Here is an 18,577-nt window from a genome sequence, read left to right on the forward strand (position 1 = left end):
GAACCTGCGTCATCGTCTCTACCGGAAAATAGATCGGCAACAAAATCCTTGAACTCGGTCCAATATTCTTGAACTTTCCAGTATAATCAAATACTTGTGAGTTCTTTTGATGGGCAAGGAGATCGGCAAAATGTACACAGAAGTTCATCAGTTCGAGCCCACTCTGCCGAGCGACCGCCTGTGGGCAGAGTTGCATCCCATCGCCGAGAACATCGTCGTAGCCTCGGTAAAACTCACCGGAAAGGCCCACTCGACCACGCGCACAGCCATTCGGGAACTGGTACGGCAGATGAATTCCTATTACAGCAACCGGATCGAAGGGCAGAGCACGCACCCCATCAACATCGCCAAGGCGCTGGAAGATAAATTTTCCCAACGGCCCGACGAGGCGCGGTTGCAGCGCATCGCGATTGCACATATCGGTGCCGAACAGGCGCTGGAAGCTGCGATGGGCGACCGGCCTCCGTTGATGTCCGATTTTTTGATTGAGGCCCACCGCGAAATGTACGGACGGCTGGCGTCGGCAGATCGACTGTCCGACGACGGGCTTGAGATCGTACCCGGACAGCTGAGAACCAGGGATGACGCTGTCGGCGACCACGTCGCCCCCACCGCCGCCTCACTGACAAGGTTCCTGAGCAGGATGGATCAGCAATACGGGCCCGCCCGTGGATGGGAGCAAACGTTGATTGCCGCCGCCTGCGCCCACCATCGGGGCGCCTGGGTTCACCCTTTTTTGGACGGAAACGGCCGGGCCACACGGCTGCAAACCCACTGCGCCCTATGGAAGCTATCCGAAGGGTTGTGGTCCCCAAGCAGGGGCTTCGCGCGCGACACTTCCCGCTACTATGCGGCCCTGAAAGCGGCCGACGCTGCACGCCAAGGGGACTACGACGGCAGGGGCAATCTCAGCGAAAAGGGATTCTCGGCATGGATCCATTACTTTTTGTCCATCTGCCAGGACCAAGTCGGCTACATGACGAAGATGCTGGACCTGGACGGCGTGCGTCAGCGCATCGAGGCACTCATCATCCAACGCGGCGTCGCCGACAAGGCGTACCGCCGCGAGGCGATCCTGCCCTTATTCCATGTATTCGCATTGGGCCCCGTGACGCGCGGCGAGTTCTCACAAATGACAGGGCTCGGCGAACGGACAGCGCGCACACTGATCGCGAAACTACTCCAGGATGGGCTGCTGCTGGCGGATCACCGCGTCGGTCCGGTCCGGATGGGGCTGCCGCTTGACGCCCTCAACACCTTGTTCCCAGCGCTCTACCCCGAAGTGAGCCAGCCCATGGAATAATACCCGCTCCACCGTGGAGGGACGTGGCTTGTTGCTAATATACGCCAACTCGCCCGGTCACCCCGCCTGTTCCCGCCAATGCGCCCCGCCCAGCAGGATCACCTGCAGCTGAAGCACGAAGTTCTCCTCCATTTCGTTCTCCAGCAGGGGCTGGCCGGGCGGCAGGTCGAGGATGTCGGTGGCGGCGGCCAGCATGGTCATCACGATCAGGCCGCACACCATTTGCAATCGCATCGTCGGCAAGTCCGCGAACCGGCCCAGGGCGCGGATGTCCTGCGCCATTTCGTTGGTGAAGTGCGTGACGTCGGTGCGGATCGCCAGGCGCAGGATGCGGCTGCCGCCCGAGCGCTCGGTGGAGATGAACTGGAACAGCAGCCGGTTGGCCTTCACATAATCGAGATATACCCGCACCGAGCGGCGCAGTATCGATCCCTTCGACACGTCGATCCGCCGCGCCTCGCGCAGCAGCCGGCGCAGCGTGATGCCTACTTCTTCCACCAGCTCCAGCCCCAGTTCGTCCGTGTTGCGGAAGTGCCGGTAGAAGGCGTTCGGCACCACATCCGCCTGGCGCGCGATTTCGCGCAGCCCCAGGCTGGTGAAACTGCGGCCTTCGCCCACCAGCGTCAACGCCGCCTGCAGCAAGGCCTTGCGGGTGCCGGTCTTGCGCTCGGGGCGGGCCGGGTCTGATTCCGGCGTTTGTTCGGGTTCGCTCATGGTAACGGTGTGGACAAGTGTGCGGCCATTTTACACGCCTTGCTCCAGGCCATTAGCGAGCATCGCCTCTAATTCGGCTGCTACGTATTGACTTGATGTGTACAAGTGTACACAATCGAAGCTATGAAGACACTACGAACAGCTTTGACACGCCTGGCGGACATGTTTGCCTACCCTCTGCGCCATTCCCATTACCTGGAGCTGGTGAACCCGCTCTGGACCCGCCACGCGCTGATGGCGCGGGTGGTGAGCGTGCGCCAGGAGACCCCGGACAGCCGCACCTTGACCTTGCGTCCCGGTTCCGGCTGGCGTAGCCACCGTGCCGGCCAGTTCGTGCGCCTGGGCGTGCCCATCGCCGGCCAGCGCCATACCCGCACCTATTCGATTTCCTCGCCGCCGGGCCGCGCCGACGGCTGCATCAGCGTCACCGTGAAGGCGGTCGCGGACGGCCGCGTGTCGCAGCAGCTGGTGCGCGAGGTGAGGGCGGGCGACTATCTGCCGCTGGGCGAACCGCAGGGCGACTTCGTGCTGCCGGAGTCCATCCCCGTGCTGCCGCTGTTCATCACCGGCGGCAGCGGCATCACGCCGGTCATGAGCATGCTGCGCCACTACGTGCAGGAGTACGAGGTGGTGCCGGACACGGTCCACATGCACTACGCGCCGCAGGCCGGTGAAGTGATCTTCGGCGAGGAACTCGATGCGCTGGCGGCCAGCCAGCGGCATTACCATCTGCTGCGCTACTACACCCAGGCCGGCGACGCGCGCTTCTGCGCCGAACAGCTGGAATCTGCTTGCCCGGACTGGCGCGAGCGCGAAGTGTGGGCCTGCGGACCGGCCAGCCTGCTGGAAGCAGTCGAGGCGCACTGGCAGGCTGCCGGCCAGCCGCATCTGCTGCACGTGGAGCGCTTCCACGCGCCGCTGGCCGCGCAGGCGACGGCGGAAGCCACCGCCGGCCGCGTCACCTTCGCCGGCAGCGGCACGGAGGCGGCGTCCGACGGTGTGAGCAGCCTGCTGCGCATCGCCGAGGAAGCCGGACTGAATCCGCCGCACGGCTGCCGCATGGGCATCTGCCACGGCTGCGACACCAAACTGGTGAGCGGCTGCGTGCGCGACCTGCGCAATGGCGCGCTGATCGCCGAAGCGGGCGACACGGTCCAGGTCTGCGTCTGCAGCGCCGTGGGCGACGTTGAACTCGCGTTGTAAAGAACAAAGGAAAACCATGCCGATACCATCCCATCTGACGCCCGCCGACATCGCCGATTTCGGCCGCGAAGTCGAAGCGATACGCAACGAAACCATGGCCAGCCGGGGCGAGCGCGACGCGCGCTACATCTACCGCCTGCTGAAAATCCACCGCGCACTGGAGGTCGGCGGCCGCCTGGCGATCTACGCCAGCCTGGCGCTGCTGCCGCAATGGGGCCACGCGCTGGCCGCATGGTCGACCTTCTGGCCCGTGATGGCGCTCGGCACGTTGATGCTGGGCGCGGCCAAGATCCTGGAGAACATGGAGATCGGCCACAACGTGCTGCACGCGCAGTGGGACTGGCTGCGCGACCCGAATATCCAGTCGGGCCGCTGGGAATGGGACCACGTGTGTCCGTCCGACCAGTGGAAGCAGGCGCACAACATCAAGCACCACACCTGGACCAATGTGCTGGGCAAGGACGCCGACGTGGGCGGCTACGGCTTGCTGCGCCTGTTCTCCGGCCAGCGCTGGAAGCCCTTCAACCTGGGCAATCCGCTGTACGCGCTGCTGCTGGCGATCTTCTTCGAATGGGGCATCGCCATCCAGGAGCTGGAGCTGGGCCGCGTGATGCGCGGCCGCATGAAGTGGGCCACGCTGCGCCCGATGTGGCTGCGCACGCGCGCCAAGATCTGGCGCCAGGCGCGCAAGGACTACCTGCTGTTCCCGCTGCTGGCCGGCCCGTTCTTCTTCTACGTGGCGGGCGCCAACGCGGTGGCCAACATCATCCGCAACCTGTGGACTTATCTGATCATCTTCTGCGGCCACTTCCCGATGGACGTGCACGTGTTCACCAAGGCCGAAGTGGAGAACGAAACGCGCGCGCACTGGTATGTGCGGCAGTTGCTGGGCTCCTGCAATATCAGCGGCGGCAAGCTGTTCCACATCATGAGCGGCAACCTGAGCCACCAGATCGAGCATCACCTGTTCCCCGACATGCCGAGCAACCGCTACGCCGAGGTGGCGCCGCGCGTGCGCGCCTTGTGCGCGCAGTACAAGCTGCCCTACAACACCGGCTCGCTGACGCGCCAGTTCGGCACCACCGTGCTGCGCATCCTGCGCATGACCTTCCCCGGCTACAGCCCGCTGCTGGACGGCCCGCCGCCGGCGCGGCCGGCCCGCACTACGCCGGTCCAGTCGGCCTGAACACGTTAGGCGAGCTGAGCCGCATTCGGGGGCAGACGCTCGCCGTTAAGTTAAGTGATTGGCGCCATGCATAGGCTTACTTGGTATGGGTTCCCGCGAAGGCGGGAACCCATACCTCGCATGCTTTCGAAGTGCGATTGCCTTACCTTAACAGCGAGGGTCAGACCCCAAGGCGGCTCAGCTCGTTTGTAGTAGGGAAGAGGCGGGGACGGGAGCAAACACTCATGCGGATGCGCAATTGGCGGAACGGGTTTGGGCCATAATCGGGCGACCCTCCTAGTCCGTTTGCAAGGTATTCCGTGGCCCGACCATTACTGAGTCTTCCCAGCACCGCCAAGCTAGCCGCAGTATTGTCCCTGGCCGCGAGTTCCGCCGCCGTCCATGCGGCCGACGTGCGCAATCTGGCCGGCCAGTGGCGCTTCGCCATCGACCGCAGCGACGTGGGCGTGGAGCAGGGCTGGTACGGGCGCGAACTGGCAGACCGGATCGTGCTGCCCGGCATCCTGCAGGCGCAGGGGAAGGGCGACGAGATCAGCACCAGAACGCCTTGGGTGCTGTCGCTCTACGACAAGAACTGGGACCAGCGCGAGGACTACAAACCGCACACGACGCCTGGCAAGGTCAAAGTGCCGTTCCTGTCGCAGCCGGCGCGCCATTACCTGGGCGCGGCCTGGTATCAGCGCGACGTGGAGGTGCCGCAGGCTTGGCGCGGCAAGCGCGTGGTGCTGTTCATGGAGCGGCCGCACTGGGGTTCGACGGCCTGGGTGGACGGCAAGAATATGGGCTCCAACCTGAGCCTCGTGGCCGAGCACGAATACGACCTGGGCCTGCTGGCGCCGGGCAAACACCGCGTCTCCATCCGCGTCGACAACCGCATGCTGATGGCCTACCGGCCGGACGCGCACAGCGTATCGGACTCGCTGGGCATGAGCTGGAACGGCATCGTCGGCAAGGTCGAACTGCGCGCCACCTCGCCGGTCTGGCTGGACGACGCGCAAGCCTATCCCGACGTGCAGCACAGGTCGGTGCTGCTCAAGGTCCGCATCGGCAACGCGGCCGGCGGTTCAGGTGCGGGCGTGCTGACGGCGAACGGCGTGGCGCACAAGGTGAGCTGGGACGCCGGTGGCGGCAGCGCCGAGATCAGGGTGCAGTTCCCGGCATCGGCACAGACCTGGGACGAGTTCCACCCGGCGCTGCACCAGATCAAGCTGCAACTGAAGGGCGACCACGCCAACGATACGCGCGACGTCAGTTTCGGCTTCGCGCAGATCGCCGCGCGCGGCAAGGATTTCGTGCTGAACGGCCGCCCCCTGCTGCTGCGCGGCACCCACCACGGCGGCGACTTCCCGCTCACCGGCTATCCGCCCAGCGATGTCGCCTACTGGCGCAAGATCTTCCAGATCAATAAGGACTGGGGCATCAACCACATCCGCTTCCACTCCTTCAACCCGCCCGAGGCGGCATTCCAGGCGGCCGATGAACTGGGCATGTATCTGCAGCCGGAGCCCGGCATGTGGAACGAGGTCTCGCCCGGCACGGCCATGGACAAGATGCTGTACGAGGAAACCGACCGCATGATACGGGCCTACGGCAACCATCCGTCCTTCCTGCTGCTCAGCCCCGGAAACGAGCCGAAGGGACGCTGGAAGGAGGCCTTCGACCAGTGGATCGCGCATTACCGCGTGGCCGACCCGCGCCGCTTGTACTCCAACGGCACCGGCCACACCGAGAAGGAAGTGCCGGGCCTGGGCGAGGGCACCGACTTCCTGGCCATGCAGCGCATCGGTCCCAAGCCGCTGCGCGGCAACAAGGGCTGGTTCGGCAAGGACTACGGCGATACGCTGGCCGACATCCATGTGCCGGTGGTGTCGCATGAAACCGGCCAGTGGGTGGCTTATCCGGACTTCAGCGTCATCCCCAAATTCACCGGCTACCTGCGGCCCGGGAATTACGAAATCTTCCGCGACTCGCTGGCCAAGCACGGCATGGCGGACCGCAACAAGGATTTCGCCATGGCATCCGGCAAATTCCAGGTGCAGAACTACAAGGAAGAAATCGAGGCCAATCTGCGCACGCCCGGCATGATGGGCTACCAACTGCTGGACTTGCACGACTACCTGGGGCAGGGCACGGCGCTGGTGGGCATCCTCGACACTTTCTGGGAGTCGAAGGGATACGCGACGGCCAGGGAGTTTCGCCGCTTCAATGGCGAGACCGTGCCGCTGGCGCGCCTTGGGAAGCGGGTCTACACCGGGGACCAGGCGCTGACGGCGGAGGTGGAGATCGCGCACTTCGGCGCACTGCCGCTGGCGAACGCGCAGCCGTACTGGAAACTGGTGGACGCGGCGGGCAAGGTGGCCGCCGGCGGCGAGCTGCCGCGCAAGGATATCCCCATCGGCAAGAACATCAGTCTTGGCACGGTGCAGGCCGCGCTGTCGCCGCTGCCGGCGCCTGCCGCCTACCGCCTGGTGGTGGGCCTGCGCGGCACGGATGCGGAGAACGACTGGAACATCTGGGTCTATCCGGCGGCGGCATTGCCGGCGGCAGAACCGGCCGATGTGTTGGTGACGCAGAGCTGGCCGGCCGCCGAGGCGGGGCTGAAGGCGGGCGGCAAGGTGCTCTACCTGCCGCGCGCGGCGGACCTGGACTGGACCTCGCCACCGCTCGACACGGTGCCGGTGTTCTGGAACCGCCTGATGAATCCGGCCTGGGGACGCATGCTGGGCGTGTGGGTCGACCATCGCCACGCCGCGCTGGCGCAGTTCCCCACCGAGGCCTTCAACGACTGGCAGTGGACCGAGCTGGTGGCGGGCACGCGCGCGCTGAACATGGACAAGCTGCCGCCCGGCCTGCAGCCCATCGTGCAGCCGGTGGACGACTGGAACCGCAACTTCAAGCTTGGCCTGCTGTTCGAGGCCAGGGTGGGCAATGGGAAACTGATGGTGGCGAGCGTGGACCTGGAGCGCGACCTGGACCGCCGCGTGGTGGCGCGCCAGTTGCGCAAGTCGGTGCTCGATTACATGGCCGGCGCGGCCTTCGATCCGCAGACCGCGATGGAACCGTCGCAGTTCAGCGCCGCGCTGTTCGATACGCTGGTGATGAAGAAGCTGGGCGCAGTGGCGGCCACTTCGGCCGGCGGGCGCGATGCGGCCAGCGCCGTGGACGGCGACCCCAACACTTTCTGGACAGCGGATGGCAAGCGTGGTCCGCGCTGGTTGACGCTGGCGTTTCCGCAGCCGGTTTCCTTCACCGGCCTGGTGCTAATGCCGCGCCAGAACCACCGCGACCACGAGGGTGACGTGCGCGAATACCTGCTGCAGGCCAGCGATGACGGCGCCACGTGGCGCGAACTGAAACGCGGCGCGCTGGTGTCGACATTCGACCAGCAAACCATCCAGCTGGGCCGCAAGGAAACGGCGCGCCATCTGCGCTTTACCGCACTGTCCGGCTTCGGCGCGGACACCACGAGCGCCATCGGCGAGCTTGCGCTGGTCTACGCCGGCCCGGCGCTGCCCGAGAATGGCGCAGCGCTCACCTACAAGCGGGTGCGCTCGGCGTCCAGCGACATCGACGAAAATTTGCCGGTGAACGAAAACGGCAAGCCGGCCCGCAAACCCTAGCAGCCTAGTCGAAAGCGGAGAAGTCGGGGCGGCGCTTCCCTTTGAATGCACTGACGGCCTCGCGCACCTCGGGGCCGGACAGCGTGGCAACGAAAGCCTTGCCTTCATGGCTGATGGTGTCGGCCAGGCTGGCGTGCTGGCCCTCGCGCAGCAGGCGCTTGGTCAGGCGTACGGACGCCGGCGCCAGCGCAGCGAGCTCCCGGGCCCACGAGCGTGCCAGCGCCAGTTCTTCGCCGGGTGCAGCCAGTTCGTTGACCAGGCCGGCGCGCATGGCTTTCTCTGCGTCGAAGAAGCGGGCCAGCAGCATCAGTTCGGACGCCAACCGAGTGCCGGCAGCGCGCGGCAGCAGCCAGCTTGAGGCGAATTCCGCCGTTGCTCCCAGCGCCGTGAAGGGGAGGCGGAACTGGGTATCGCTGGCGGCCACCACCAGGTCGCAGTGCAGCAGCATGGTGGCGCCGCCGCCGATGGCCATGCCGTGCACCGCCGCCAGCAGCGGCTTGGGAAACGCCGCCAGGCGCTCGGTCAGCCGTTCCAGCGGCGAGCCGGCAAAGCCCTGGTGCAGCACGCTGGTCGCCATCCCGCGCATATCGGCGCCGGCGCAGAACGCGCTGCCTTGCCCCGACAGCAGCACGACGCGCACTGCCGCCGTTTCCTGCGCATCGCGCAGCAGCGCGTCGAGCCGGGACACCCACGCGTCGTCCATGGTGTTCAGGCCGTCCTCGGACGAGAAGGTCAGATGCATCACGCCTTGTTCCAGCGCTGATTCGATATTGCCAGCCATGAGGTTGCTCCTTGGGTTATGCGGGGATAGCACGCGATGAAGCTCAGGGTAGCAGGCTTGCGATGGCCGCGTCGCCCGGCCATGTGTGGATGCGCCATCGCCTCGGCCGGTCCGACATTCGTACACGAAGCGCGAAGCGCCGCGCACGAAAGCGCATGGGGTCAAGTCTCCGACAAGACCGTTAGCCGTGCAGTTCGGAAATGTGAGGAAACGCGGTAATTTGTCCGAATGTCGGACCCCTGGCCCAGGACCTGACCCCGCGACCTGCTAGCCCTCGTCACGCTGACGGCGGATGCCAACTGCTGCCGGTGTGTCGCTGGCGCTTACAGCAGGCAGAGAACGCGAGACAGGAACTCGGCCAACTCATTGATAAATAGGCAACTCAGCGCCGCTGGCTCGAATGTTGCACTAGGTGGGAACCCGCTGCTTAGGTGCGCGGGTGATTTACCAGCCCCGCAAATCCACAATGGAGTACTCCCATGCTAATGAAGATCCCGTTTAAGGCCAGCCAAATATCTGGCATTCGCAGCGCTGCAGTGGCAGTCGTTGCCACCGCAGCGCTCAGTTTCGTCTCCAATGCGAGCGCCATTCCTTTGTTGACGTGGTCGATCACCGGTCCAGGTGTAAGCTCGTCGACGCAGACAGGAGATACAACCGCGCTGACATATGCCTTATCCGGGCCGGCTGTTCATACAACACAAACCTGGACCGCGACCGCCCTGGCCACCGAGGCCGGTGACTACAGTTTCGACTGGGATTACTCGGGCTTCCACGCATTTTTCCGTGTGACCGCCTTCCTCCGTGCAGACGGCACGCCGCTGGTTGGCGTAGGGCCGGTGGATTGCTGCAACCCGCCTTCTGGCGGATTCGACTATCACGGCACGTATACCTTTGCCAACATCAATGCCGGCGATGTGTTGCGGTTCACTTTGGGCGGCAGAAATAATGACTCGAACACCACGCTCAACGGGACACTGACACTTGATCAGCATGGCGTACCCGAGCCGGCATCACTGGCGCTGATTGGTATAGGGCTCGCGGGTTTTGCTGCCTTCAGGCGACGAGCGCGCTGACGCGAGCGGCCGGTTTTTGGCCCGCTTTGAGGAACTCGTGGCATTCCGCTCAGCCTCTTCGTGATGCCGGGTGCACTGACTTCCAGGAAGTGGGCCCAATCCGGCGGCTTGCTGCGCGATCCAGCCAGGCCTGGCCCATGAGCTGGCCGGCGAAGTAGACCACGTAGGCGTTCGCGCCGCTGGCGGTCGTAGCGTACCTGGACGGTCTTTTCGCGCAGGTCGAGCGGGCATACGAAGCGTTGCTAACACGCAATGCAGTTCAGGCTAGCAGGCTTGCAATGGCCGCGTCGCCCAGTCCTGCTTCGCGCAGGATTTCCTCGCTGTGTTCGCCGCGCGCCGGCACCGGGCCGGGCTCGGCCGGGCAAGTGGAGAAGCGCGGCGCGGGGCGCGCCTGCAGCACGCCGTCGCGCGTGAAGTAGACGCCGCGCGCGGCCATGTGCGGGTGCTCCATCGCCTCGGCCGGCGTCAGCACCGGCGCGAAGCAGGCGTCGCTGCCTTCCAGCAGGTCCACCCAGTGCGATCGCGGCCGGGCGGCGAAGAGCGCTTCCAGCCGGCTGCGCAATGTTGCCCAGGTGCGCGAGTCATAGGGCTGTTTGAAATCGGCGTCGTCGCCCAGGCCCAGCTTGGCAAACAGCAGCGCGCTGAACTGCGGCTCCAGCGCGCCGATGCTGATGTAGTGGCCGTCGGCGCACAGGTAACTGCCGTACCAGTGCGGGCCGTCCAGCAAACCGCGCCCGCGCTCCATAGGCTGCTGGCCGGCGGCGTGTATCGACAGCATCAGGTTCATCATGTTGGCGCTGCCGTCGACGATGGCCGCGTCGATCACCTGGCCCTTGCCATGTGCGCGCGCATGCAGTACGCCGGCCAGTATGCCCATGGCCAGGTACAGCGCGCCGCCGCCCAGGTCGCCCACCAGCGTGGGCGGCGCCATCGGCGCCGTGCCCGGCATGCCGGAATACCACAGCGCGCCGGACAGGGCGATGTAGTTTATGTCGTGCCCGGCCGCTTGCGCCAAGGGGCCTTGCTGGCCCCAGCCGGTCATGCGGCCGTACACCAGGCGCGGGTTGCGCGCCAAGCACGCGTCCGGGCCGAGGCCCAAGCGCTCCATGACGCCGGGCCGCATGCCTTCGATCAGCACGTCGGCCTGTTCGACCAGGGCCAGCACCGCCTCGACCGCCCGCGGGTCTTTCAAGTCCAGCGCAAGGGAGCGCTTGCCGCGGTTGACGATGGCGTTCTTGCCCAGGTCGAGCGGATCGCCGCTCTTACCGCCGGCGCGCTCGACCAGCGTTATCTCGGCGCCCATGTCGGCCAGCAGCATGCCGCAGAACGGCGCCGGACCCAGGCCGGCAATTTCCAGCACGCGCACACCTTCCAATACTCCCATCCTCGTCTCCTGTTATCGTCCGCTTGAATGCGCCTATCTTACCGTGGGGCGCCCAGGCCCGGCAGGAGTTGTTTTCCGATGTTTTCCTTAGCCCGCGCTCGCGAGCGGGCTGAAGCGCCCGGCCTGCAATGCCTGCGAGACGTGCGATACGGCCTGCAGCAATACCTGCTGCGACAGGTGCTGGATCATGTGGCCGGCGCCGGGCAGCATGGCCAGCCCGGCCTGGGCTATGTCGGTCCCCAGGCGCAGCGAGTTGTGCTGCGCGCTGGCGATGGCGTCGCCAGCGCCGGTGACGATTTCGACCGGCATGGCCAGTTCGGGATAGTGTTTCCGCAGCGCGGCCGCGCTGGGTATCATCATCGCCGTTTCGGCCGCCTCGGCGCGCAGCTGGCCGGGGCGCAGCATCATCCACGGCGGCAGGCGGCGGAAACTGTCCGGCACCGGCGACGGGTGGAAGGCGCGCTTGACCAGCAACGGCCAGAGCAGGCGGCCGAGCAGCGGCGAGACGGTGTAACGCATCAGGTCGCCGATCAGGGGCACGGCGGGCAGGGCGGTCAGCACGTCCAGCCGCACGCTGGGGTAGTAGTAGCCGGACGCCAGCACCAGCCCGGCCACCTGCGCCGGCCGCTCGCGCGCCATGGCCAGCGCCACCAGCGTCGCCCACGAGTGCGCCAGCACCACCGCGCGCTGCACACCGAGCTGGTCGAGCGCCTTGCCCAGCAGGCTGGCTTGCGCGGACGGCGTCCAGATGGTGCTGCGCGGGCGTTCGCTGTAGCCGAAGCCGGGGCGGTCGAAGGCGATCACGCGGTGGCTGGCGGCCAGCTGGTCGAACAGGCCGCTGTTGCGGAAATCCTCCACCGTCACGCCGTTGCCGTGCAAGAGCACCACGACCTCGCCTTCACCCTGGTCCAGATAGTGCAGCCGCACGCCGTCGACCGTGATGAAGCGGCCGCGCGGCGGGTTGTCGCGCTCGACCTGGCGCGTCTTGAACTGCACGACGGCCCAGGCGGCGGCCAGCGCGGCGGCCGCCGTCCATGCGTATGTCACCGGCCGCGCCGGCTTGTTGATCTGCTTCATGATGCCTCCCCAGCGAGTTGTCCAAGGGGGCATGATGGGCCCCGCTTGCGCGCCGGCGCGTAGGAATGCCGCGCCGCGTCGTGTAGGAAGTGGGCTGGCGCGAACCAACGCGCCGCAGCCGTGTCCAACTGCCAGCAGGGGACGCGGAGGTGCTATGCATGTGGTCGACGTGACGATGTTTTATGCGGGTGCGGGAGGCGGCGTCAGCACCTACCTGGACGCCAAGGCGCGCTGGCTGGCCAGCCACAGCGCCGTGCGCCATACCATTGCCAGTCCCAACCTGCCGCGCCATGCCGGCCAGCTGGCCAGCGCCGGGCCGCCGCACACGGCGGCCATACCCAGCCTGGCCTTGCCCGGCCTGTACGGCTACCGCGTGCCCAGCTCGGCCGCCGCCGCGCGCGTGCTGCAGCGCCTGCAGCCGGACCTGATCGAGGTCGGCGACGCCGGGCCGTGCGCCTGGGCCGCGCTGCGCGCCAGCCGCCAGCTGCAGGCGCCGCTGGTGGCGTTCTACCATTCGGATTTGCCGCAACTGCTGCGGCGCCGCTTCGGCCCGCTGGCCGGGCGCCTGGCGCGCCAGTACGTGCAGCGGCTGTACCGGCATTGCGACCTGCTGCTGGCGCCCAGCGCGGCCATGGTGCGGCACCTGGCGGGCATGGGCCTCGACGCGGTGCAGCAGCCGCTCGGCATCGACACGGCCATCTTCGATCCGCAGCGGCGCGATCCCGGCCTGCGCGCCGAGCTGGGCCTGCCCGAATCGTCCCGGCTGCTGGTGTACGCGGGCCGCTTCAGTGCCTGCAAGCGGCTCGATGTGCTGGCCGCCGCCGTCAAGCGGCTCGGCGCGCCCTACCACCTGCTGATGGTGGGCGGGCGCACGCGCCGCCGCAGCGGCGCCGTGACGATGCTGCCGTTCCAGTCCAACCCGCGCGCGCTGGCGCGCCTGCTGGCCAGTTGCGACGCGCTGGTCCACCCGGGCGACCGCGAAACCTTCGGCCTGATCGTGCTCGAAGCGATGGCCTGCGGCCTGCCCGCCGTGGTCACAAGCGGCGGCGCGGTGGCCGAACTGGTGCAACCTGGCACCGGCGTGGTGGTGGCGCCCAACAGCGCAGCGGCGCTCTGCGAGGGCGTGGATGCGGTGTTCCGGCAGGACACGGCGGCGCTGGGGGCGGCGGCGCGCAGCGCGGTATGCCCGCGCTACGACTGGAACCGCATCCTGCCGCAGATGCTGGCGCGCTACGACGCACTGCTGGAGGGCAAACAGGCGCAGGCGCAAGGAGGTTCGCGTGCCAGCCGCTGAAACGCCGGCCACCGGGCCGTCCGGCGTGCCGCGTGCGCTGTGCGTGTCCATCCATGACGTGGCGCCCGCGACCTGGCCGGACTGCCTGCGCCTGTGGCAGGCCGTGCGCACGGTGGCGGACATACCGCTGACGTGGCTGGTGGTGCCGCGCTACCATGGCGGGGCTGGCGGCGAAGGCTGCGGAGACCTCGCGCGGTATGAGGCCGGGTTGGAGCGCGTGCTGGCGCAGGGCCATGAACTGGCGCTGCACGGCTACACCCACCTGGACGCCGGCCCGCCGCCGCGCGGCCTGCGGCAGCGCTTCCTGCGCCGGATGTTCACGCAAGGGGAGGGCGAATTCGCCGCGCTGGGCCGCGAGCAGGCGCGGCGCAAGCTGCTACTCGGCAAGGCCTGGTTCGCGCAGCGCGGCTGGCCGCTGCGGGGCTTCGTTGCGCCCGCCTGGCTGCTGGGCGACGGCGCCTGGGAAGCGCTGCGCGCCGAATCCTTCGCCTATACCACCACCTTCGCCCGCTTCCACTGGCTGCAGCGGCCCGTATCGCTGTCCGCGCCGACACTGGTGTATGCGGCCCGCAACGGCGCCGGGCGCGTGTTTTCCCGGGTAGCGCTGGACGCCATGCTAACGCTGCAGGCGCGCCAGCCCCTGGTCCGTCTCAGCCTGCATCCGCGCGATGCCCGCCACCCGGAATTGTTGCGTCACCTGCAGCGGCTGACCGGCGCGTTGCTGGCCACGCGCCAGGCGATGACCAAGGCCGCCTTCGCTGAAACGGTCGTGGCCGCCCGGTATTGTCGCTAGGATGTGTTGATGGCCGCAGTGCGCAGGACAGGCGCGGCTACGACATCCGCTTCGGCGCCGCCCATGCGGGTGCGGGCACTGCCCTGGTCTCCCCACTGAGGTTATTTCGGGCGGCGCGGCGGCAGCGCCACCGGCAATATCATGCGGACGCGACCCGGAGTGGCGCCATCCGCGCCGCTAAGCGAGAGCAGCCCGCCCAGCCGCTCGCAGGCTTCGCGCGCGTCGGCCAGGGTCGGGCAGCGCGCCCCGCTGGCGGGCTGTTGGGCGCTGCGCGGCGCGCCCGGCATATCGGCCGGGCCCGAGTCCCGTATCAGCATATCCAGCAGATCGTGGTCGATTGCCGCGCTCAGTGCCAGCCCGGCGCCGTCCGGTGCGGTCCGGCTGGCGTGTTCCAGCGCGCCGGCCAGGCCGCGCGCCAGCAGTTCCGGGCCGCGCAGCAGCAGTGTGTCGCGCTGCGCGCAGGCCGCGTACAAGGTCTGGCCGCGCACGGCGATGCCAGGCGCCGCCAGTCCCAGCGCCTGGTCCAGCATCTGGCCGAGCGGGGTGTGGCCCGGCTGCCATGCGCTGATGCGTTCGGGCCCCGCCGTCTGCCCGATCAGTCCTGCCATGAACGACGACGGTTGCCGGGACTGCGGATCGGGCGGGTCCTCGCGCTCCGTGGGCTCGGCGTCCGCCTCCCTGGCCGCGCCATACGGCTTGTCGCGCCGGTATTCCTTGTGTGACAGCGCGGAGATGAATTCCCGTTTGGCTTGCTGGGCCAGCCCCAGTGCCGCCTCCAGCGCCGTGCGGCCTGTGACGTCGATATCGACGCAGAAAACGCCCAGCGCCTCACCGCATGCGCCCCGGGCCAGCAGCGGATGGGAAACGATCTGGCGCACCGTGCCGTCCGGCCGGGCAATGGCCAGTTCGACGCCATCCTGTGGCGGCGGATCGCGCAATGCGACGGCGGACGGCATCATGGAGGCGTGCGCCGGGGCGCCGTCGCCGGCCAGCACGCGGTGCGCCGGCTTCAGCTTGCCGTTGGCGCAGCGTACCGGCGCGCCGCCCCACAGCTCGGCTGCAGCCTGGTTGTAGCAGACAATGGTGTCGTCGAAGTCGCAGCAATAGGCGGGCAGCGGCAGCCGTGCGATTTGCGCACGGCGCGCCGCTTCCAGCAGACGCGACAGCATGGACTGGTTGCGGCGCGGCTGGCCGCTGGCTGGCGCCATGAAGGCGCCGTCGGCGGGGGCGTTCATGGCGCGCGGCGTGCGCGGCGGGGGCTGGTGAAGGCCGGAATGGGCTTGGACATGTGGCGCTCCTGCAATTGTTCAACTTGCATTACACACCCTGGGCACGCCTGCGCGTGTGGGCCCACGGTGCCGCTGCCTGTAGGCGCGCGCGCCGTATTGATGAGCCGTGGCCGGCATGTGTCACGCGAAGCAGGAACCCCAGCCGCGCTGGATTTCACGCACCGCGTGCTGCACCGCCGCCTCGATGGCCAGCGCACTGTTGGAGAAGGCGCTCACGCGCGGGGTGCACCAGCTGGTCTTTCGATTGCCGCGCGAGACGCGGAACTGCGGCCGCCACTGCGAGCCCATCTGGACGGCGCTGGCCTCGATGACGAAATCGCGGAAGGTGGACTGCTGGACGGCTTCATCGGCTGCTTTCATGTTTTTCTCCCTGTGTGGAAGCTATCTTTGCGCGCTGCGCCGCCATCGTCGGTGCGCAAGCGCACATAGATTCGCAGCAAGCTTGCTTGCCCTGCCGGGCTAGCCCAGCCGTACGCTGGTATAATTCCGGCACCTGTAGCAGCCCACCGCGTGTGGGCTGTTTTCTTTTCCGCGTCTGTATTTCCTCATGAACAATATTCGCAGCAATGTCCTGGCCGGACTGACCACGTCCTTCGCCCTGGTGCCCGAGTGCATCGCCTTTGCGCTGGTGGCCGGGCTCAACCCCCTGATGGGCTTGTACGGCGCCTTCTTCATCTGCACCGTCACCGCGCTGTTCGGCGGCCGCCCCGGCATGATCTCGGGCGCGGCCGGCTCCATGGCGGTGGTGATCGTGGCGCTGGTGGCGCAGCACGGCGCGCAATATCTGCTGGCCACGGTGGTGCTGGGCGGCGTGCTGATGGCGCTGTTCGGCCTGCTGCGCATGGGGGCGCTGATCCGCATGGTGCCGCACCCGGTGATGCTGGGCTTCGTCAACGGCCTGGCCATCATCATCGCCATGGCGCAGCTGGAACACTTCAAGCTGGACGGGCAGTGGCTGCACGGGGCGCCGATGCTGCTGATGGCCGGCCTGGTGGTGCTGACGGTGCTGGTGGTGTGGCTGCTGCCCAAGCTGACGAAGGCGGTGCCGCCGGCGCTGGCGGCGATCGCCGTGGTCGGCCTGCTGAGCGTGGCGCTCGGCCTGCCGGCCCGCACCTTGGGGGACATGGCGCATATCGCCGGCGGCCTGCCGGACTTCCACCTGCCGGCCGTGCCGGCCACGCTGGAGACGCTGCGCATCATCCTGCCCTACGCGGTGTTGATGGCGCTGGTGGGCCTGCTGGAGACCTTGCTCACGTTCAACCTGACCGACGACATCACCGGCACCCCAGGCCAGGCCAACCGCGAATGCGTGGCGCTGGGCGCGGCCAACGTGCTGTCCGGCCTGTTCGGCGGCATGGGCGGCTGCGCCATGATAGGCCAGACCATGATCAATCTCGGTTCGGGCGGGCGCACGCGCCTGTCCGGCGCGGTGGCGGGCGTGATGATGCTGCTGTTCATCCTGTTCCTGTCGCCGTGGATCGAGCTGATTCCGCTGGCGGCGCTGGCGGGCGTGATGTTCGTGGTGGCGCAGCAGACCTTCGCCTGGGGCTCGCTGCGCGTGCTGGGCAAGGTGCCGCGCCACGACGCGCTGGTGATCGTCGCCGTCACCGGCATCACGGTCGCCACCGACCTGGCCACGGCGGTGTTGTGCGGCATCGTCATCGCCGCGCTCAGCTTCGCCTGGCAGCACGCGCGCGACATCCGTGCCGACGTCGACGACAGTGTGGCGGGGCAGCGCACCTACACGCCGCACGGCACGCTGTTCTTTGCTTCGGCGACCCATTTCCAGGAGCTGTACGCGCCCGCTGCCGACCCGGCGCGCGTGGTGCTCGATTGCCGCCACCTGCGCCTGGCCGACCACTCGGCCATCGCCGCGCTGGAAGCGCTGGGCGAGCGCTACGCCAGGGCCGGCAAGTCGCTGCGGCTGACGCACTTGTCGCCGCGCTGCGAAGGCTTGCTGGCCAGGGCCGGGGTGGCGCTGCAATAAGGAACGACAAATTGGAGCTTATTCGAGGCAGCCAATAGTTGTAGGGCACCTCGAAATACCTGTCGTTCCGCATCGGCGGACCGCCGCGCAGGGTGTAGCAGGGAATTCGTGGGGTACGCCCCACGCCTGCGGAACGACTTGCGGCAGCAAGGGGAACCCATACTTCGCATGCTCAGAGGAGTAGCATGGATTCCCGCCTGCGCGGGAATGACAATTTAGCGGTTATTCGAGGTTCCCTGTAGTCGGCGATCGCATTCCACTGGCCTGTTGTAGAATTCGGCCACGCATACCAGACTCGCACAAGGCCCATCGCATGAACACTATCTTCGCCGCTCCCGTATTCGACGCCACCGTCATCTTCGAAGGCAACGAGCTCTTCAAAGGACAGGGCGCGGCCCGCATGTGGGCCGAAAAACTGGCCAAGGAACTCGAGACCCCCATCGACGTGCGCAAGATCGGCACCGGCTGGGTGCTGTGCGGCACCGTGGACGGCGCCGACTGCATCTGGGGTATCCACGGCCAGCGCTTGAAACGCATCGAAACCCCGGCCTGACTTGCTGACGTGCTGCTCGCATGCGGAAGGCCTAGCCCTTGCGCGAGCCGGCAACCAGCACCGCGGCGCCGGCCGCGATGGCAATCACACTGGCCCACAGCGGAATGTTGACGGTTTCCTTCTCCTGTACCGACAGGGCGATCGGGCCCACGCTGGCTTTGTGCGTTTCCTTGGTAAAGCTGAAGCTGCCGAAGGACACGCCTGCGATGCCGCCGCAGATGAGGATGATGCCGATGATTTTCGTGGCGTTCATGATTTTTTCTCCCGATTAAAATAATAGTGGCTGCATGCGTATGATGCGTCCCATCAATTAATCCTTC

General features: G+C 67.2%; 16 protein-coding genes. 9 read left to right on the plus strand and 7 right to left on the minus strand.

The window, feature by feature from the left end:
- Positions 1-109: 109 nt before the first annotated feature.
- Entirely contained in the window at positions 110-1,303 is a 1,194-nt protein-coding gene (locus tag ACSQ8Y_RS05590; RefSeq protein ID WP_436265464.1) for a Fic family protein, read from the plus strand.
- A 57-nt stretch (positions 1,304-1,360) separates the two neighbouring features.
- Here the strand turns inward: ACSQ8Y_RS05590 and fabR are convergent, their stop codons facing one another.
- Positions 1,361-2,017: an HTH-type transcriptional repressor FabR gene (fabR, locus tag ACSQ8Y_RS05595; protein WP_436265465.1), complete on the minus strand. Its 657-nt coding sequence runs from the start codon at positions 2,015-2,017 to the stop codon at positions 1,361-1,363.
- Positions 2,018-2,179: 162 nt separating this feature from the next.
- On the opposite strand from fabR, the gene ACSQ8Y_RS05600 reads away from it, so the two are divergent.
- The 3 genes from ACSQ8Y_RS05600 to ACSQ8Y_RS05610 all read left to right on the plus strand — a co-directional run bounded on the left by ACSQ8Y_RS05600 (position 2,180) and on the right by ACSQ8Y_RS05610 (position 8,026).
- Positions 2,180-3,220 carry a ferredoxin reductase gene (locus tag ACSQ8Y_RS05600; RefSeq protein ID WP_436265466.1) on the plus strand — a complete coding sequence of 347 codons (1,041 nt, stop codon included), beginning with the start codon at positions 2,180-2,182 and terminating at the stop codon, positions 3,218-3,220.
- A gap of 16 nt (positions 3,221-3,236) precedes the next feature.
- Positions 3,237-4,406, plus strand: a complete 1,170-nt coding sequence (locus ACSQ8Y_RS05605) for a fatty acid desaturase family protein (RefSeq protein ID WP_436265467.1) — start codon at positions 3,237-3,239, stop codon at positions 4,404-4,406.
- A 350-nt stretch (positions 4,407-4,756) separates the two neighbouring features.
- Positions 4,757-8,026, plus strand: a complete 3,270-nt coding sequence (locus ACSQ8Y_RS05610; protein WP_436265468.1) for a discoidin domain-containing protein — start codon at positions 4,757-4,759, stop codon at positions 8,024-8,026.
- A 4-nt stretch (positions 8,027-8,030) separates the two neighbouring features.
- Here the strand turns inward: ACSQ8Y_RS05610 and ACSQ8Y_RS05615 are convergent, their stop codons facing one another.
- A complete protein-coding gene (locus ACSQ8Y_RS05615; protein ID WP_436265469.1) occupies positions 8,031-8,807 on the minus strand; it encodes an enoyl-CoA hydratase/isomerase family protein in 777 nt (258 codons plus the stop codon).
- 479 nt (positions 8,808-9,286) lie between these two features.
- On the opposite strand from ACSQ8Y_RS05615, the gene ACSQ8Y_RS05620 reads away from it, so the two are divergent.
- On the plus strand, positions 9,287-9,880 hold the full coding sequence (locus ACSQ8Y_RS05620; protein WP_436265470.1) for a PEP-CTERM sorting domain-containing protein: 594 nt from the start codon (positions 9,287-9,289) through the stop codon (positions 9,878-9,880).
- Between the two features lie 259 nt (positions 9,881-10,139).
- Here ACSQ8Y_RS05620 and ACSQ8Y_RS05625 read toward each other — a convergent pair whose 3' ends face one another.
- Both ACSQ8Y_RS05625 and ACSQ8Y_RS05630 read right to left on the minus strand, forming a co-directional pair.
- A complete protein-coding gene (locus ACSQ8Y_RS05625; RefSeq protein ID WP_436265471.1) occupies positions 10,140-11,264 on the minus strand; it encodes a CaiB/BaiF CoA transferase family protein in 1,125 nt (374 codons plus the stop codon).
- A gap of 87 nt (positions 11,265-11,351) precedes the next feature.
- Positions 11,352-12,341: an alpha/beta fold hydrolase gene (locus ACSQ8Y_RS05630; RefSeq protein WP_436265472.1), complete on the minus strand. Its 990-nt coding sequence runs from the start codon at positions 12,339-12,341 to the stop codon at positions 11,352-11,354.
- A gap of 154 nt (positions 12,342-12,495) precedes the next feature.
- On the opposite strand from ACSQ8Y_RS05630, the gene ACSQ8Y_RS05635 reads away from it, so the two are divergent.
- Together ACSQ8Y_RS05635 and ACSQ8Y_RS05640 are read left to right on the plus strand one after the other, a co-directional pair.
- Positions 12,496-13,635, plus strand: a complete 1,140-nt coding sequence (locus tag ACSQ8Y_RS05635) for a glycosyltransferase (protein WP_436265473.1) — start codon at positions 12,496-12,498, stop codon at positions 13,633-13,635.
- Positions 13,622-14,428: a DUF2334 domain-containing protein gene (locus ACSQ8Y_RS05640; RefSeq protein WP_436265474.1), complete on the plus strand. Its 807-nt coding sequence runs from the start codon at positions 13,622-13,624 to the stop codon at positions 14,426-14,428. Before ACSQ8Y_RS05635 ends, ACSQ8Y_RS05640 begins: the two co-directional genes overlap by 14 nt.
- Positions 14,429-14,529: 101 nt before the next feature.
- Here ACSQ8Y_RS05640 and ACSQ8Y_RS05645 read toward each other — a convergent pair whose 3' ends face one another.
- The gene (locus ACSQ8Y_RS05645; protein ID WP_436265475.1) at positions 14,530-15,663 is read right to left on the minus strand and encodes a hypothetical protein; all 1,134 of its coding nucleotides are present in this window, start codon (positions 15,661-15,663) and stop codon (positions 14,530-14,532) included.
- Positions 15,664-15,837: 174 nt separating this feature from the next.
- Positions 15,838-16,077 carry a hypothetical protein gene (locus ACSQ8Y_RS05650; protein ID WP_436265476.1) on the minus strand — a complete coding sequence of 80 codons (240 nt, stop codon included), beginning with the start codon at positions 16,075-16,077 and terminating at the stop codon, positions 15,838-15,840.
- A 187-nt stretch (positions 16,078-16,264) separates the two neighbouring features.
- On the opposite strand from ACSQ8Y_RS05650, the gene ACSQ8Y_RS05655 reads away from it, so the two are divergent.
- The gene (locus ACSQ8Y_RS05655; RefSeq protein ID WP_436265477.1) at positions 16,265-17,704 is read left to right on the plus strand and encodes a SulP family inorganic anion transporter; all 1,440 of its coding nucleotides are present in this window, start codon (positions 16,265-16,267) and stop codon (positions 17,702-17,704) included.
- A 313-nt stretch (positions 17,705-18,017) separates the two neighbouring features.
- Complete coding sequence (locus ACSQ8Y_RS05660; protein ID WP_436265478.1) at positions 18,018-18,257, plus strand: hypothetical protein; 240 nt, start codon at positions 18,018-18,020, stop codon at positions 18,255-18,257.
- A 31-nt stretch (positions 18,258-18,288) separates the two neighbouring features.
- Here the strand turns inward: ACSQ8Y_RS05660 and ACSQ8Y_RS05665 are convergent, their stop codons facing one another.
- Positions 18,289-18,510, minus strand: a complete 222-nt coding sequence (locus ACSQ8Y_RS05665) for a hypothetical protein (RefSeq protein WP_436265479.1) — start codon at positions 18,508-18,510, stop codon at positions 18,289-18,291.
- Positions 18,511-18,577 lie beyond the last annotated feature (67 nt).

Source organism: Pseudoduganella sp. LjRoot289, from assembly GCF_964252925.1.
GTDB lineage: Bacteria > Pseudomonadota > Gammaproteobacteria > Burkholderiales > Burkholderiaceae_D > Rugamonas.

What these genes read in the sequence shown, in the direction of transcription:
- ACSQ8Y_RS05615 (WP_436265469.1), bottom strand. Translation starts at nt 8,807, where the DNA reads ATGGCTGGCAATATCGAATCAGCGCTGGAACAAGGCGTGATGCATCTG.
- ACSQ8Y_RS05630 (WP_436265472.1), bottom strand. Translation starts at nt 12,341, where the DNA reads ATGAAGCAGATCAACAAGCCGGCGCGGCCGGTGACATACGCATGGACG.
- ACSQ8Y_RS05650 (WP_436265476.1), bottom strand. Translation starts at nt 16,077, where the DNA reads ATGAAAGCAGCCGATGAAGCCGTCCAGCAGTCCACCTTCCGCGATTTC.
- ACSQ8Y_RS05590 (WP_436265464.1), top strand. Translation starts at nt 110, where the DNA reads ATGGGCAAGGAGATCGGCAAAATGTACACAGAAGTTCATCAGTTCGAG.
- ACSQ8Y_RS05600 (WP_436265466.1), top strand. Translation starts at nt 2,180, where the DNA reads ATGTTTGCCTACCCTCTGCGCCATTCCCATTACCTGGAGCTGGTGAAC.
- ACSQ8Y_RS05660 (WP_436265478.1), top strand. Translation starts at nt 18,018, where the DNA reads ATGAACACTATCTTCGCCGCTCCCGTATTCGACGCCACCGTCATCTTC.
- ACSQ8Y_RS05635 (WP_436265473.1), top strand. Translation starts at nt 12,496, where the DNA reads ATGCATGTGGTCGACGTGACGATGTTTTATGCGGGTGCGGGAGGCGGC.
- ACSQ8Y_RS05655 (WP_436265477.1), top strand. Translation starts at nt 16,265, where the DNA reads ATGAACAATATTCGCAGCAATGTCCTGGCCGGACTGACCACGTCCTTC.
- ACSQ8Y_RS05625 (WP_436265471.1), bottom strand. Translation starts at nt 11,264, where the DNA reads ATGGGAGTATTGGAAGGTGTGCGCGTGCTGGAAATTGCCGGCCTGGGT.
- ACSQ8Y_RS05645 (WP_436265475.1), bottom strand. Translation starts at nt 15,663, where the DNA reads ATGAACGCCCCCGCCGACGGCGCCTTCATGGCGCCAGCCAGCGGCCAG.
- ACSQ8Y_RS05605 (WP_436265467.1), top strand. Translation starts at nt 3,237, where the DNA reads ATGCCGATACCATCCCATCTGACGCCCGCCGACATCGCCGATTTCGGC.
- ACSQ8Y_RS05665 (WP_436265479.1), bottom strand. Translation starts at nt 18,510, where the DNA reads ATGAACGCCACGAAAATCATCGGCATCATCCTCATCTGCGGCGGCATC.
- fabR (WP_436265465.1), bottom strand. Translation starts at nt 2,017, where the DNA reads ATGAGCGAACCCGAACAAACGCCGGAATCAGACCCGGCCCGCCCCGAG.
- ACSQ8Y_RS05620 (WP_436265470.1), top strand. Translation starts at nt 9,287, where the DNA reads ATGCTAATGAAGATCCCGTTTAAGGCCAGCCAAATATCTGGCATTCGC.